This window comes from Yoonia vestfoldensis DSM 16212, from assembly GCF_000382265.1.
GTDB lineage: Bacteria > Pseudomonadota > Alphaproteobacteria > Rhodobacterales > Rhodobacteraceae > Yoonia > Yoonia vestfoldensis.
The window spans coordinates 163709-178800 of record NZ_KB907973.1 but is presented as its reverse complement, the minus strand read 5'-3'; the positions used below and the strand labels follow the sequence as shown (position 1 = coordinate 178800).

At 62.4% G+C, this 15092-nt stretch carries 16 protein-coding genes; 8 read left to right on the top strand and 8 right to left on the bottom strand.

Features of this window, described 5'->3' with window-relative positions; all coding sequences use genetic code 11:
• Positions 1-84 precede the first annotated feature (84 nt).
• Genes H147_RS0101000 through H147_RS0100985 form a run of 4 tightly spaced genes read right to left on the bottom strand, consistent with a single transcriptional unit; the run spans position 85 to position 3740 of the window.
• Positions 85-591, bottom strand: coding sequence for a hypothetical protein (locus tag H147_RS0101000; protein WP_019953464.1), 507 nt, complete (start codon positions 589-591; stop codon positions 85-87).
• A complete protein-coding gene (locus H147_RS0100995) occupies positions 588-1829 on the bottom strand; it encodes a bifunctional folylpolyglutamate synthase/dihydrofolate synthase (RefSeq protein WP_019953463.1) in 1242 nt (413 codons plus the stop codon). The genes H147_RS0101000 and H147_RS0100995 overlap by 4 nt, the downstream gene beginning before the upstream one ends.
• Before the next feature lie 29 nt (positions 1830-1858).
• Positions 1859-2779 (bottom strand): acetyl-CoA carboxylase, carboxyltransferase subunit beta, encoded by a 921-nt coding sequence (gene accD, locus H147_RS0100990; protein WP_019953462.1) that lies wholly within the window; start codon positions 2777-2779, stop codon positions 1859-1861.
• A gap of 55 nt (positions 2780-2834) precedes the next feature.
• Entirely contained in the window at positions 2835-3740 is a 906-nt protein-coding gene (locus H147_RS0100985) for a CPBP family intramembrane glutamic endopeptidase (RefSeq protein WP_019953461.1), read from the bottom strand.
• 108 nt (positions 3741-3848) lie between these two features.
• Between H147_RS0100985 and ilvD the strand changes: the two genes are divergently transcribed.
• From ilvD to H147_RS0100945, 8 genes are all read left to right on the top strand, one after another.
• Positions 3849-5582 (top strand): dihydroxy-acid dehydratase, encoded by a 1734-nt coding sequence (ilvD, locus tag H147_RS0100980; RefSeq protein WP_019953460.1) that lies wholly within the window; start codon positions 3849-3851, stop codon positions 5580-5582.
• 4 nt (positions 5583-5586) lie between these two features.
• Complete coding sequence (locus H147_RS0100975; protein WP_019953459.1) at positions 5587-6186, top strand: hypothetical protein; 600 nt, start codon at positions 5587-5589, stop codon at positions 6184-6186.
• A 29-nt stretch (positions 6187-6215) separates the two neighbouring features.
• Positions 6216-6989, top strand: coding sequence for a DUF6478 family protein (locus H147_RS0100970; protein WP_019953458.1), 774 nt, complete (start codon positions 6216-6218; stop codon positions 6987-6989).
• Between the two features lie 11 nt (positions 6990-7000).
• The gene (locus H147_RS0100965) at positions 7001-7360 is read left to right on the top strand and encodes a hypothetical protein (RefSeq protein WP_019953457.1); all 360 of its coding nucleotides are present in this window, start codon (positions 7001-7003) and stop codon (positions 7358-7360) included.
• A 129-nt stretch (positions 7361-7489) separates the two neighbouring features.
• Entirely contained in the window at positions 7490-7981 is a 492-nt protein-coding gene (locus tag H147_RS0100960; RefSeq protein ID WP_019953456.1) for a fasciclin domain-containing protein, read from the top strand.
• A 118-nt stretch (positions 7982-8099) separates the two neighbouring features.
• Positions 8100-10124, top strand: coding sequence for an NADPH-dependent 2,4-dienoyl-CoA reductase (locus H147_RS0100955; protein WP_019953455.1), 2025 nt, complete (start codon positions 8100-8102; stop codon positions 10122-10124).
• Positions 10125-10316: 192 nt separating this feature from the next.
• Positions 10317-11222, top strand: a complete 906-nt coding sequence (locus H147_RS0100950; protein WP_026352142.1) for a LysR family transcriptional regulator — start codon at positions 10317-10319, stop codon at positions 11220-11222.
• A gap of 91 nt (positions 11223-11313) precedes the next feature.
• Positions 11314-12051: a GGDEF domain-containing protein gene (locus H147_RS0100945; protein ID WP_019953453.1), complete on the top strand. Its 738-nt coding sequence runs from the start codon at positions 11314-11316 to the stop codon at positions 12049-12051.
• 5 nt (positions 12052-12056) lie between these two features.
• Here H147_RS0100945 and H147_RS0100940 read toward each other — a convergent pair whose 3' ends face one another.
• From H147_RS0100940 to H147_RS0100925, 4 genes are read right to left on the bottom strand one after another with little or no spacing between them, the layout of a single operon-like run.
• On the bottom strand, positions 12057-12986 hold the full coding sequence (locus H147_RS0100940; protein WP_019953452.1) for an OmpA family protein: 930 nt from the start codon (positions 12984-12986) through the stop codon (positions 12057-12059).
• Entirely contained in the window at positions 12983-13549 is a 567-nt protein-coding gene (locus H147_RS0100935; protein ID WP_019953451.1) for a peroxidase-related enzyme, read from the bottom strand. Before H147_RS0100935 ends, H147_RS0100940 begins: the two co-directional genes overlap by 4 nt.
• The gene (locus H147_RS0100930; protein ID WP_019953450.1) at positions 13524-14279 is read right to left on the bottom strand and encodes a GNAT family N-acetyltransferase; all 756 of its coding nucleotides are present in this window, start codon (positions 14277-14279) and stop codon (positions 13524-13526) included. Before H147_RS0100930 ends, H147_RS0100935 begins: the two co-directional genes overlap by 26 nt.
• Positions 14276-14998, bottom strand: coding sequence for a competence/damage-inducible protein A (locus H147_RS0100925; protein ID WP_019953449.1), 723 nt, complete (start codon positions 14996-14998; stop codon positions 14276-14278). The genes H147_RS0100930 and H147_RS0100925 overlap by 4 nt, the downstream gene beginning before the upstream one ends.
• Positions 14999-15092: the final 94 nt, after the last annotated feature.

Below are 15092 nucleotides of genomic sequence, written 5' to 3'. Positions count from 1 at the left end.
CCGGTAGCGCCTGTTTTTACGGCACCTCTCGTTGGAACGACCCTAAGCGATCAAGTGATTCGCCGTCAAGTGACTGATTCGTTTTTAGCTGGTTGGCGCGTAGACTTCGCAGATGGGACTGACAGGGGTGGGGCTGACCAGAAACGGGGTTTCGGGGGGCATCCCGCTGTCCTCGACCCAGACACCGTTGAGGCAGAAATCCTGCGCGTAATTGCCAAGGTTGAACCCAAAGCCCGGATTGCCGCAATCATCGGCGTTGCCGTTTGCGTTCCAGGCCTGGCTGACCCCCAGCCCCAGTTCGCCGGGTGTCAGAAAGGCCCCGCGCGTGGGGTCGAAATGCAACTGCCACGTGTCGTCGGCCTCGCGCGTCTGCATGTCCCATTTGCCGATCAGCGTGCCATCCAGATAGCCCGCGATGCGGAATTCGGTCACGTCGTTTTCCGTGACCAATGGCTGCGACAGGGCGGCGGGGTTCACGGTCATCTGGCCGGTCATGGTATAGCCATTGGCCCCGTCCCAGCAAAAATAGAAATCGACGGCCTGCGCCTGCGTGCCGATCAGCGCCAGAGCGGCGGCAAATCTTGCGATCATTGGCTGTTCTCCCGGATGACATGGCCCGCCAGATAGAGTGACCCGCAGATCAGGATGCGCGCCTGCGGATGGCTGGTGCGGATCGCGGTGATCGCATCCTGCACGCTGCCGGCGGTGGTGGCAGGCAGGCCCACGTCAGCCGCAAAGCGCGCTGTCTCTTCGGCGGGGATCGTATTCGCCTCGCCGGGGATCGACACGGCGGTCAGGCTTTGGGCGATCCCCGCCAAGGGGCGCAGATAGCCCGCGATATCCTTGGTGTTCAGCATCCCGCAGATCAGATGCGTGGGGCGCGGTGATTGCGCGCGCAAGGTCGCGGCAAGGGCCACGCCAGCGGCCGGGTTATGCCCCCCGTCGAGCCAGAGTTCCGCAGGGGCAGCCAGATCGACCAGCGCACCGCGCGTCAGCTTTTCCATCCGTGCGGGCCAATAGGCGCGGGTGACGGCGGCCTCGCAAGCGGCCTCATCCTTGCTCAAATGGCGCAGTGCGGCGATTGCGGCACCCGCGTTCATCACCTGATGCGGGCCGGGCAGATTGGGCAGCGGCAGGTCCAGCAAGCCACGTTCGTCCTGATAGATCAGCCGGTCGCGTTCGGTGCTGACATGCCAGTGTTGGCCGTAGGCCAGCAGGGGTGCGCCGTTGCGCGCGGCCACCGCCTCGATCACATCCATGCTTTCGGGGTGCTGCGGGCCAACAACGCAAGGCACGCCGCGCTTGATGATCCCCGCCTTTTCACCCGCGATGGCGGCCAGCGTGTTGCCCAGATATTGCTGGTGATCCATGTCCACGGGCGTGATGATCGTCAGCGCAGGCTTTGCGATCACATTGGTCGCGTCCAGCCGTCCGCCCAAACCGACCTCGAGCAGGGTGTAATCGGCAGGGGTTTCGACGAAAGCCACCAAGGCCGCGACGGTCGTGATCTCGAAATAGGTGATCGGGTCGGTGCCGTTGGCCTGATAGCAGCGGTCCAAAACGTCGCTCAGCGCGGGTTCTGAAATCAACTCTCCCGCCACCCTGATGCGTTCATCAAAGCGCGCCAGATGGGGGGATGTATAGGCATGTACCACGCTGCCGCCCTGTTCCAGCCCCGCGCGGATCATCGCCTGCGTGGACCCTTTGCCATTGGTGCCCGCCACATGGATGACGGGCGGCAGCCGGTCCTGCGGATCGCTCACAGACGCCAGCAAACGCCAGACGCGGTCCAGTGTCAGGTCGATGACCTTGGGGTGCAGCGCCATCATCCTTTGCAGGATAACGTCAGAGGCTTGTGTCACTTCTCGGCTTCCACCGGTTCGGGGGCGGGGACAGGTTCAGGTGCGGGCAGGTCGCCCTTGACCGCCGGGGCCTGCTTGGTCAGCAGGCGCACGATGGTGACCAGTTCATCCTTGAGGTGGGTGCGTTTCGTCACCCGGTCCAGCATCCCGTGATCCAGCAGATATTCTGCGCGCTGGAACCCTTCGGGCAGTTTTTCCCCGATGGTCTGCTCGATCACCCGCGCACCGGCAAATCCGATCAGCGCATTGGGTTCCGCAATCTGGATATCGCCCAGCATCGCATAGGACGCGGTAACGCCGCCCGTCGTCGGGTGGGTCAGCACGACGATATAAGGCAAACCCGCCTCTTTCAGCATCTGCACGGCGATGGTGGTGCGCGGCATCTGCATCAGGCCGAGGATGCCTTCCTGCATGCGCGCGCCACCTGCGGCGGAGAAGAGGATCAGCGGGCGCTTCAGCGCAATCGCGCGTTCGGCGGCTGCGACAATGGCATTGCCGACATACATCGACATCGACCCGCCCATGAAGGAAAAGTCCTGCACCGCGACGACGACACCGGTGCGGCCCATGTCACCCTCGGCCACCAGCATCGCGTCTTTTTCGCCGGTCTTCTTGCGAGCTTCCTTGATCCGGTCGGTGTATTTCTTCTGGTCGCGGAAATGCAGCGGGTCAGTGACGGGTTCAGGGACCGCGACTTCGACGAAGACGCCGCCATCGAACAGCGACCGCAGCCTGTCGCGCGCGCCGATCGCCATGTGATGATCGCAGTTGGTGCAGACGTTCAGGTTATCGGCCAGTTCGCGGTGGAACAGCATGGTTCCGCATTCGGGGCACTTGGTCCACAAGTTTTCGGGCACTTCGCGGCGCGAAAACAACGAATTGATCGTCGGGCGAACGTAATTGGTGATCCAGTTCATATGCGGGCCTTTTTCTAGTCCTCCGTCAGATATGACCCTGCGGCAGAAAATGCAATCAGCGCCTGATCGCGATCCTTGCGGCAAACCACATCACCAGCACCGAACCGGCCATGGTCAGCGCATAGGGGATCATCCACGGGTCAAGCAGGGTTGGCAGGCTGTAATCAAAGTCGGTGGGATCTTCATAAGGATAAAGAAACAGCGCAAGCCCCGAGGCCGGCCAATCCTCGACCGCGTAAAGCAGCAGCGCAAAGGCGTTGTTGGCCAGATGCAGCCCGATGGCCGCCCCCAGATTGCCGGTCCGCGCCGTCAGGTCGGCGCAAGCCATTCCCAGCAAAGCTGCCCAGATCGCCCAGATCAGGCCGTCGGCCGGGCCGTAGCCGTTCCAGAAATGGACCACGCCGAACAGGACCGACGGGAACACCATCCACGCCCAGCGCGAGGATGAGAGGCAGGCCATCTGCTGTTGCAGATAACCGCGAAAGAACATCTCCTCGGTGCCGACCTGCACCAGTAACGCGAGCAGGCCGAGCGGTAGTAGCAGCATCCACGTGCCCGGATCACGCATCACGACGGTTTCGCCATCCAGTGCCCATGGTGGCAGCAATTCGACCACAAGCAATACGAGCCCTACCGCCCAACAGACACGTTTCAGATCGTCCCACGCCGCGCTGCGGTCCCCGATCAGCGACCAGAACCCCCGGCGGTGCAAGAGGTGCAGCAAGCCGACCAGCCCCAATCCGGCAACCCCGAAACTGTAGAATTGCGCCAGCGTGCCAAAGGCGGTGGTGCCTTGATAATACGCCTCCAACGCATCGCCGGACAGCAAAAGCGCCAAGATTGCCGGTGAGAAGTTGAAAACCAGGTCGACCAGAAAAATCATGGCGACCACGCGCCACGCGTCCCGCACCGACCATGCGGGGCGGATGAACTGGGCATGGGCGCGGTAAGGATCACTCATGCATCTGTTTAGACAGGCATCCGCCGAGCCTGCAATAACGGTTTCACGCTTGTGTCAGTCCCGCCCGTTATTTAGACCGGAGCCAACAGTTTTTCGGGGAGAGATGTTATGCCTAGCAGCCGTGTCGACAAATCCAGATTGCCCAGCCGCCATGTGACCGAAGGCCCGTCGCGCGCGCCGCACCGGTCGTATTTCTATGCGATGGGTCTGGACGAACATGAAATCGCGCAGCCCTGGGTCGGTGTCGCCACCTGCTGGAACGAGGCCGCCCCCTGCAACATCACCCTGAACCGGCAGGCGCAGGCCGTGAAGGTCGGGGTCAAGAACGCCAAGGGCACGCCGCGCGAATTCACCACGATCACCGTCACCGACGGGATCGCGATGGGGCACGAAGGGATGCGGTCCTCGCTCGCCTCGCGCGAAGCCATTGCCGATACAGTGGAACTGACGATGCGCGGCCATTGCTATGACGCGCTGGTAGGTCTTGCGGGCTGCGACAAATCGCTGCCCGGCATGATGATGGCGATGGTGCGGCTGAACGTGCCGTCCGTGTTCATATACGGCGGGTCGATCCTGCCGGGCCGGTTGAACGGGCAGGACGTGACCGTGCAGGACGTGTTCGAGGCCGTGGGCAAGCATCAGGCAGGCAACATGACCGATGCCGAACTCGAAATCCTCGAACGCGTCGCTTGTCCATCGGCGGGTGCCTGCGGTGGCCAATTCACCGCCAACACCATGGCCTGCGTGTCCGAGGCGATCGGTCTGGCGCTGCTCAATTCATCCGGCGCGCCTGCGCCATACGAATCGCGCGATCAATACGGTGTCGCATCAGGCGAGGCGGTGATGGAACTGATCGCCAAGAACATCCGCGCGCGTGATATCGTGACGCGCAAATCGCTGGAAAACGCGGCGCGCATCGTGGCCTGCACCGGCGGGTCGACGAACGCCGGTCTGCACCTGCCCGCCATCGCCGCCGAGGCAGGGATTGATTTCGATCTCGGCGATGTCTGCGACATCTTCCGCGATACGCCCTATTTCGTCGATCTGAAACCGGGCGGCAAATATGTGGCCAAGGATCTTTACGAAGCTGGCGGCGTGCCTGTCGTGCTGAAAGAACTGCGCAAGGCCGGTCTGATCCACGAGGATTGCATGACCGCCTCTGGCCGCGTGATCGGTGAAGAGCTCGACATGATCAAGGGCGAGGCGGACAACCGTGTGATCTATACCGCCGCCAATCCGATCACCAAGACCGGCGGCGTGGTCGGCCTGAAAGGCAACCTTGCCCCCGAAGGCGCGATCGTGAAGGTCGCAGGCATGTCCGAAGAAGAACAGGTCTTTGCCGGCCCTGCCCGCGTGTTCGAATGCGAAGAAGATGCGTTCGAAGCCGTGAAGGCGCGCCAATACAAGGAAGGTGAGGTCATCGTCATCCGCAACGAAGGCCCCAGAGGCGGCCCCGGCATGCGCGAAATGCTGTCCACCACCGCCGCCCTTTCGGGCCAAGGCATGGGCAAGAAGGTCGCACTTATTACGGATGGCCGGTTTTCGGGGGCGACACGCGGGTTCTGTGTGGGCCACGTCGGGCCGGAGGCGGCGCAGGGTGGTCCCATCGCGCTGTTGAAAGACGGCGACATGATCACGCTGAACGCGGGCACCGGCGAATTGTCGGTCGCTTTGACCGATGAAGAACTGGAAGAGCGGCGCAAGAACTGGGCTGGCCCGCGCGACACGATCTATGCGTCGGGTGCCTTGTGGAAATATGCGCAGTTGGTCGGATCGACGCGTCTGGGCGCGCTGACCCATCCGGGTGCCAAGGGCGAAAAGCATATCTACATGGACCTTTAAGGGCATGTTCAGGCACGCACTGGCCCTGACCGGGATCGCGGCGCTTGCCGCATGCGATCCCGTCGGGGTGGCGCAGCCGGTTGCGATGCGCGACGGTGACCTGATCGTGACTCCGCCTCGCGGCTATTGCGCGGACCCTTTGTCCAGCAGGTTGCGCGCCGGATTTGCGGTATTCGCCCCTTGCGTCACCCTGGGAACCGAAGCGCCGATTCCAGCGGTTCTTGGCGTTGCCACCGTGCAGGCAGGGGACGCCAATTCAGCCATGGTCGTCGGCGCGGAATCCAGTCTGCGCGATTTCCTGATCAGCCCGCAGGGCGCGGGATTGCTCAGCAAGGGTGGCAGCGGAGCGACCGTTTCAGTCGTCTCGTCACAAGCCTTCGGCGGACGCGTCGTCGTGCACTTCCGTGATAGCGGCGCGCCGCCGATGGACGGGCTTGGCCAGGACGAATGGCGGGCCTTCACCGATGTGGACGACAGGCTGGTCACGGTGTCGGTGCGCGGCCTCGATGATGCGCCCTTGTCCGCCGGTCGGGGTGCCGCGCTGCTGGACCAAATGGTGGGCGGCGTGTCTGCCGGATCGACCGCTGTCGAGACCACGCGATAGGCGGCCGTGCCGGAAAGGACAGCCAACCGATGCCGATCAAACCACAAGGATTGCTGGGCCGGATATTTCACAAAGGTGCGCTGGCGCGGTGGCGGTCCGCTGCCCATTCTGCCGATACGACCGACCTGACGGCCTTGCGCGCGCAGCGATATCAGGCACGTCAGTTGAAATCGACCTTGCAGGAGCTCTGCCATAAAGCCGATGATCGATTGACGTTGCCGCGCATCGGGGCCGACACATTTCCACGGCCCGTCGGGACCGATTGGTCGTGGCGGCCTGAGGCCTGGCGCGCGCGCCTTGATCGACCTGGATGCGCGCCGGTTCTGGACAAGACAAAGCTTGGCGAGGAGATCGCGATCTTTCACGATTGTCCCCGTGCGGAAATCACCGCGCGACAGATCAGGAATACACGCGATATTGATCTTTCGGCGTTCGGAATGCAGCTGGAGGTTTTTCATTTTGATGGGTCTTATCTGTCACTCGTGGTCGATCTTCCCGCGGAGGCATGCGCGGGCCTGCACAAGCAGCACTTGATCCGCCTTGCGGTCACTGTCGTGGCCGAGCAGAAAATCACCATCTTGGCGCGGCTGAATGTGCGCAATGGCCCCAACACGGAACAGATCCTGCTGACCCTGCCGCAAGAACAGGGGCAATCGGTCGTCGAATTCGATCTTGCCTATACCCAATTGAATGCACAGCGCGCGGAACGGGCGTGGATCGATCTGATGTTCCAAAACCCGGCGATGAACCGGATCGCGCTGCATGATGTGACGATCTGCCGCCATCCACGCGCGCAACTTTGAAAGGGTATTTCATGTCTTATCCAGCCCTGACGCAATCGCGCCTGTACGCCGGCATCTGGGAATTCTCGGTCACATGCGATACCGCCCCCGAACTGGTTGCCAGCCATGAAGGACAGGTGCTGCCTGATCTGCGGTGCAGCGCCGGGCCGGATGCCGGTACCTGGCGGTGCAGCCTGCCGGTGCCGTCCGCCGTACTGAGCGACGGATTGCAAACGATCGTGATCCGTACGCCCGACGCCATCAGCATCGGCAGTCTGGCAATCCTGTCGGGAGAAGCGCTTGCCGACGATATCAGGGCAGAAATCACCCTGCTGCGCAACGAACTCGACTTGCTAAAAGCCGCTTTTCGTCAGCAACACCGTGCCAACTAAGCCCGACCCTACGTTTGGCGTTTCAAATTGGATGACAATATGTCGCGGTTTCAACTCATCGTCAGATTGGGAACCGGAGGTGCTCTCGGCGCGTAACAAAAGCGTCAACCAACATGAGAGGACACCCACATGAACCGTCGTTTTGCATTGAAATCCGCTTTTTTCGCCGCGGGCATCGCCGCTGTCGCCGCCTGTACACCCATGATGGAGAACGAACCGGATATCGTTGATATCGCCGCCTCCAACGGCAATTTCAACACGCTGGTCGCCGCCGTGACTGCCGCAGGTCTGGTCGATACACTGAAAGGCGAAGGCCCGTTCACCGTTTTCGCGCCCACTGACGCTGCATTCGCTGCGCTGCCCGCAGGCACTGTGGACACCTTGTTGCTGCCTGAAAACCGCGACCAGCTTGTCGCGATCCTGACCTATCACGTCGTCCCCGGTGCCGTGACATCCGACCAACTGGCCGGTCAGCGTCTGAGCGTGGCGACCGTGAACGGCGCGAACGTGCATATCGATGGCCGCAACGGCGTGACCGTCGAAGGGGCCAATGTGACGACCGCCGATATCATCGCGTCCAACGGCGTGATCCATGTGATCGACGCAGTTCTGCTGCCATAAATCGCCCAAGCTGCGCGCGGCCCTGCTGGCGGCGCGCAGCAAACCCCATGTGACGCCACGTTGGGCGTGACGCGACCCGCGGCTTTGGCCATTCTTCGCCCATTGAGGGAGGCCCGCCATGTCGCATTATCCGCATCTTCTTGCACCGCTTGATCTGGGGTTTACCACGCTCAAGAACCGCGTGCTGATGGGGTCGATGCACACGGGGCTGGAAGAAACCGGCGACTGGAACCGCGTCGCCGAATTCTATGCCACCCGCGCGCGCGGCGGTGTCGCACTGATGGTCACGGGCGGCATGGCCCCCAACCCCGAAGGCGGGTTTTTGCCCGGTGCGGCAGGGCTTTATACCGACACCGACATCGCCAACCACCGTATCGTGACCGACCGCGTCCATGACGCCGGCGGCAAGATCGCGATGCAGATTCTGCATGCAGGCCGCTATGCTTATGGCCCCAAATGCGTGGCACCTTCCGCGATCAAGTCACCCATTTCCCCGTTCCCGCCGCAGGAACTGGGCGAGGACGGGATCGAAAAGCAGATCAACGACATCGTCACCGCCGCCACCCGCGCCCGCGCGGCAGGCTATGACGGGGTCGAGGTGATGGGATCGGAAGGCTATTTCATCAACCAGTTTCTGGTCACCCACACCAACAAACGCACCGACCGCTGGGGCGGGTCCTATGAAAACCGGATGCGCCTGCCTGTCGAGATCATGCGCCGCGTGCGCGCCGCCGTCGGCGCTGATTTCATCGTGATCTACCGGCTGTCGATGATCGACCTGATCCCGAACGGGTCGACTTGGGAAGAGGTCGTGCAGCTTGCCAAGGCGATGGAGGCGGCGGGAGCCAGCATCCTCAACACCGGCATCGGCTGGCACGAGGCGCGCATTCCCACCATCGCCACATCCGTGCCGCGCCGCGCCTTTGCATGGGTCACGCGCAAGCTGATGGGCGAGGTGTCGATCCCCATCATAACCTCGAACCGGATCAATACGCCCGACGTGGCCGAACAGGTGTTGGCCGAAGGCTGCGCCGATATGGTCAGCATGGCCCGGCCCTTCCTTGCCGATCCCGATTTCGTGGCAAAGGCTGCGGCGGGCAAATCCGCCGAAATCGCGCCCTGCATCGCCTGCAATCAGGCCTGCCTCGATCACACTTTCAGCGGCAAACTGTCGTCCTGTCTGGTCAATCCGCGGGCCTGCCACGAAACCGAACTGAGGGTCGCGCCCGCCACGACCCGCAAGACGATCGCTGTCATCGGCGCTGGCCCTGCGGGATTGTCCGCTGCCTTGACGGCGGCAGAACGCGGGCATGATGTCACGCTGTTCGACAAATCCGACCGGATCGGCGGGCAGCTGAACCTTGCCAAGCAGGTGCCCGGCAAAGAGGAATTCTGGGGCCTTGTCGATTACTACGACACGATGGTCGCCAAGACAGGGATCACGCTGGCGCTGGGCAAGGTCGCGACACCGGATGATCTGGCCGGTTTCGACGAGATCATCATCGCGACAGGCGTGCTGCCGCGCGATCCGGGCATCCCGGGGCAGGACGGCCCCAATGTGGTGTCTTATATCGACGTGCTGCGCGGCGATGTGCAGGTCGGCGAAAAGGTCGCGATCATCGGGGCGGGCGGGATCGGGTTCGATGTCGCGGAATTTCTTGTGACCGAACACAGCCCGACGGACCACCTGCCCGACTGGTTGCAGGAATGGGGCGTTGGCGACCCAGCCGATGTGCGCGGCGGTCTGCGCACCGAGGGGCCGCAGCCCGATGCACCCGTGCGGCAAGTCACCTTGTTACAGCGCAAGGCCGAAAAGCTGGGCAAGCGGCTAGGCAAGACGACAGGCTGGATCCACCGTGCGGGCTTGCAGATGAAGAACGTGCAGATGATCGGCGGGGTGAACTACGACCGGATCGACGCGCAAGGCCTGCATGTCAGCCACGGTGCCGACCGCAGCGACCCCAAAGTCATCGCCGCCGATACGATCGTGCTGTGCGCAGGCCAGTTGCCCGAACGCAGCCTTGCCGATCAACTGATTGCGGCAGGGCGTACTGTGCATATCATCGGCGGTGCGGATGTGGCGGCAGAACTTGACGCGAAACGTGCGATCGATCAGGGAACACGGCTTGCGGCGGCATTGTAGCCCCTTCTGCCACTATGTTGCGAATTTGAACCCTGCGGCCAAACCATTGGTTGCGTGGGATATTCGGTGGTTTCTGTTTCCGTATTGTCACCAAAGCCGATAGTTTCCCCCGTATTGTCAGGCATTTGTCCCATTCCTGCCTGAATTGGCGGTCAAGAACAGCCCAGCTGCACAAGTAAGTTGGAAGTCGGAATGGATCGCCTCACGGAAATGGAAGCCTTCGCAACAGTCGTTGACCAGGGTGGCTTTACCGATGCAGCGAAAAAAATGGGGATTTCCAAATCGGCCGTCTCCAAACATGTTTCCGCGCTCGAGGCGCGCCTGGGCGCACGTCTGTTGAACCGCACCACCCGCCGCGTGAGTCCCACCGAGATCGGACTGGCCTATTACGACCGGGCGCGGCGCGTGCTGAACGACGCGGGCGAAGCCGATGCGCTGGTCACATCCATGCAGACAGCGCCGTCCGGTTTGTTGCGGATCAGCGTCGCCACCGATTTCGGCGTGAACCATCTGTCGCCGGTTCTGGGCGATTTCCTCGGCGAATACCCCGATATCACTGTCAACATGGTTTTGAACAACCGCTATGTCGAACTGATTTCGGAAGGCTTCGATATGGCCGTGCGGATCGGCGAACTGGAAGACAGCACCCTCCGCGCGCACAAGCTGACCGAAACAACCCGCCGCATGATCGCGAGCCCCGCGTATTTCAACCAATATGGCCGCCCCGAAAAAATCGACGATCTGAACGATCACAAGCTGTTGCACTATTCGAACCAGGCCAATTCCGCTGTCTGGAAACTGACCGCACCATCGGGCGAACGGCGCCAGGTGCGCACGGCCGGCTGGCTGACGGTGAACGACGGGCAATCCTTGCTGAATGCCTGCATCGGCGGGCTTGGCATCGCATATCTGCCAAGTTTTCTTTATGCCGACGCCATGCGCAAAGGTCTGGTCCAAGAGGCGATCCCCGATCTGCCAGTCGAAACGCAGGGAATTTTCGCAGTCTATCCGCAAGGGCATTTCACGCAGCCAAAGGTCCGCGCCTTCGTTGATTTCCTATCCCGCACCTTTTGCGACAAAGGCCCCGACGCCTGGTAAGGGCCCATCTGCCGAAGTTCCGTCAACGAAATCTTAACATTTGACTGCCAAGCTCCGCCTCAAATTGGCGGGGACGCTTATGGAACGGTTAATGCGGCTACTCGAACCCCGCAGCAGGTTGGGTATCGTTGTCCGGGTGCTTTTCTTCACGGTGCTGCTGGCCCTTGCGAATATCCTGTTTGCAACGATTGCCGGGCCGTTGTTGCCCGGAAAACCGTTGTTGTACCAGATTGCCAAGGCGGTTTTCATCGGCGCGCCGTTCCTTTGGTTTTTCTTCGTCGTGATGCTGTATCAGGTCCGTCTGCAGCGCCACCTGTCGCATTTGTCGCGCAAGGACTGGCTGACGGGATTGAACAACCGACGCACCTTTTTCGACCTCGCCGGCAAACGGAACAAGGAACACAAGGCCGGTATCCTGCTGATGCTTGATGCGGATAACTTCAAGCAGATCAACGATACCCACGGGCATCACGCAGGCGATACCTGCCTGAAGGCGATCGCCTATATGCTCAACCGCAACCTGCGTGAAGAGGATGTGATCGGCCGCATCGGAGGCGAGGAATTTGCCATCCTGCTGGCCAATTCCTCGCCCGAACAGGCCCGCGTGATCAGCGAACGCCTGATCAGGCCGATCCCGTTTCGCGCCGGACCTGCGCATTTGACCGTAACGCTGTCCATCGGCGCTGTCGTCACGTCGCCCGACACCCCGCTTGAGGCATTGTTCATTCATGCCGACAGGGCGCTTTACCAGGCAAAATCCGAAGGGCGGGCGCGGATGATCTTTGCCCAGCAGCCAATGGTGCCCGACCAGATGCGACTGGCGGTCTGACCGGCCTATTGTGTCGACGTCACGATCACCTCGACGCGCCGGTTGGCTTCGCGTCCTGCGTCGGTCAGGTTGGTGGCGACGGGGGCAAGATAACCCATACCCTCGGCAGCCAGTTGGGCGCGGTTGACGGCGTGTACCGTGACAAGCCGTTCCAGCACCGACCGCGCGCGCCGTTGGGACAGCGCGATGTTGGCATCCAACGCACCGGCGGCATCGGTATGGCCGACCAGCGCGACCGACCTGTCGGGCTGCGCATCCAGATATGCCGCAAGTTCCGTCAGTGACGGATACGTCCTGTTGCCCAGCTGCGCAGACCCCGTCGCGAAATCCAGATCCGGCAGGATTGCGCGCCCGATGCTGTCCAGTTGATCCGCGATGTCGTCGGTTGCAGAAACCTGCCCGGCAGCAGGAGCCAACGCACCGGCCAGTGGTTCCGCATCGGGGCTGACCGGGGCCACACGTGTGACCTGAACAAAACCAGCCTGCGCCGTGCGGCTGACGAAGAGCGTGACGTATTCAGGCCCGTCCGCCGTTGTCCGTTCCGCGCTCAGGAACCTGAAATCACCAAGGTTGATCTGCATCTCGGGCGGCGGCAGCGTTTCCGTTGCAAAGCGGAAATCGAAACCGCCACAGGCCTCTGTCTGGCATTCGAACAGGATGCGAAACCGCGAATCGCGCAATTGTTCGCGCAAGGGTCGCAGCAGTTGCAAAGTGGTCAGTGATTGCGTTTCGATCCGCCATGCCTGCCGCGTCATTCCGCCTTCGACCAGCGTCGTCGGGACCGACCCGTTCGCCCAGATGCCCACTGGCAGCGCGTAACTGTCAAGCGGACTGGTCTCTTCGACGAGCACCTCGGCGTCGGCCGGAAACGCGAGCATTTGCGCCTGCACCGCCGTTGAAGACAGCACTAGCAAGACCGCAGCCAGTCTGATCATCGGGCCTGCGCGTGATAGGCGTCATTCGGGCGCATGTCAGTCGCCGACGCGATCCGGTTGGTCATGTTGTAGAACCCCGCCACTGCGGCGATGTCCCAGATATCGCGGTCCGAAAACCCCACCTGCCGCAGTGCGTCACGGTCCTTTTCAGTGATTGTCGCGCTGGCAACCGTCATGGTTTCGGCAAATTGCAGCATCGCCGTCTGGCGCGCATCCAACGGTGCAGCCCGCCAATTCATCACCAGCATTTCGCCCAAGGCCGGATCGCCCGACATCTGCCGGACAGCCGCACCATGAGCAGTCAGGCAGTAATAGCATTTGTTCACCGACGACACCGCCACCGCGATCATCTCGCGTTCCAGCTTGGACAGGCCGGAAGGGGCCAGCATCACATCATTGTAAAGCGCGGTGAAGGCGTTGAGCTTGTCGATATCGAAGGCATAGGCGCGCAGGACATTCGGCACCATCCCCAGCTTTTCCTGACAGATGTCGAAATATTTCTGTGTCGTCTCCGGCAGCGGGTCGACTATCGGCAGATCAAGGGCGGTCGGTTGGTCGGTCAAGGCTGTCCTCCGGCATGATGCGATGATGGTACTGTCCCACAACCTCCATCCCGAGGGAAGCATAGAGCGCGTTGGCGGCGGTATTCGCCCGTGTCGCGACCAGCGTCATCCAGCGCGCGCCCTGCCCCTGCGCCCAGAATGCGCTGGCGACCATCATGTGCCGCGCCAACCCTTGGCGGCGAAACGCTGTCGCGATTTCGACCGCATGGACCATTGCGCAATCACCGTGGACGCCCGCAAACAAGGTGCCCGCAGGCCGGTCCTTTGCGCGCCCGAGGATCGTTGTTTTCGGCATCGGCGCGCGGTCCATGATGGCAAGCCTGCCTGCGCTGATCCCGCCTGCGGCCCAAATCTCGGCCTGCGCGGCAAGCGGCGGCCAGACCTCGAAGGTCGTCACAGGGGGCGGGCGCTGGGTGGCGATCCGGTCAAGTGCGACGGCATGGATATTGACGGGGTCCTTCACCAGATAGTCCCGCTGCGCCAGCGCGTCATCAAGCGCGCCCTCGCCTGCGCGGATCATGAACAGCGGCCTTTGACCCGCCGCTTGCATGGTGGACGCGGCCAGCGTGATATCGTCATCCGTCCAAGGCCGCTCTGCCGTGGCCGAACAGACGCGGCTGCTGTTGCTCGCGTCCAGCCGGATCGTCCAAGCGCCGACCCTGCGCCGCGCGGCAGGCGGCCAGGTGCCTTCGACCACCTGATAGCACCGCTGCGCGGATGGCAGGGTCATGCGGCGAACAGGTCTTGCAGACGCGTGAAGGCGGCCTCGACCTGCGCGGCATCGGCGCCCCGGATCACAAGGTTCGCGCCGTAAATGCCGTTGCGCTGGAACGGATAGGACCCGACCGACAGGTCGGGGTGGTCAGCGGCAAAGACACCCAAAGGCCCCGCGATATCGCCCTCACCCCGCATCACCTCGAGCGTGCGGGACAAAAGCGGCGCGCCGCCCGTCAGGGTCGGCAGCACGCTTGCGACCATCGCCTGAAAGACCAAAGGCACGCCCGCCATCACATGCACATTGCCGATGCTGAACCCCGGTGCCGTGCTGACCGGATTGTCGATCAGCGTTGCGGTTGCGGGGATGCGGGCCATGCGCAGACGCGCGGCGTTCAGTTCCTGCCCCGACCGGTCGTAATGCGCCTGCAACAGCGCACGCGCATCATCGCGCACGTCGATCGTGTCGCCAAAGGCGGCGGCGATGCAATCGGCGGTGATGTCGTCATGCGTCGGCCCGATGCCCCCGCTGGTGAACACATGGTCGAACCCTGCCGCCAGCGCCTGCACGGCGGCGATGATCGCGGGGGCGTCATCGCTGACGATACGGACCTCGCGCAGGTCGATCCCCGCCTCGGTCAACCGCCCCGCCAGATGGTGCATATTGGCGTCGCGCGTGCGGCCTGACAAAATCTCGTCCCCGATCACAAGCATCGCGGCGGTGGGGTTTGGCATCTGGCTCTCCTTTTGGTGTCACGGACTTTCTAGATCGCACGGCGCGCTTTGCCATGCCCTAGAACTTGGGCGAGACTTGCAATATATCATCGGG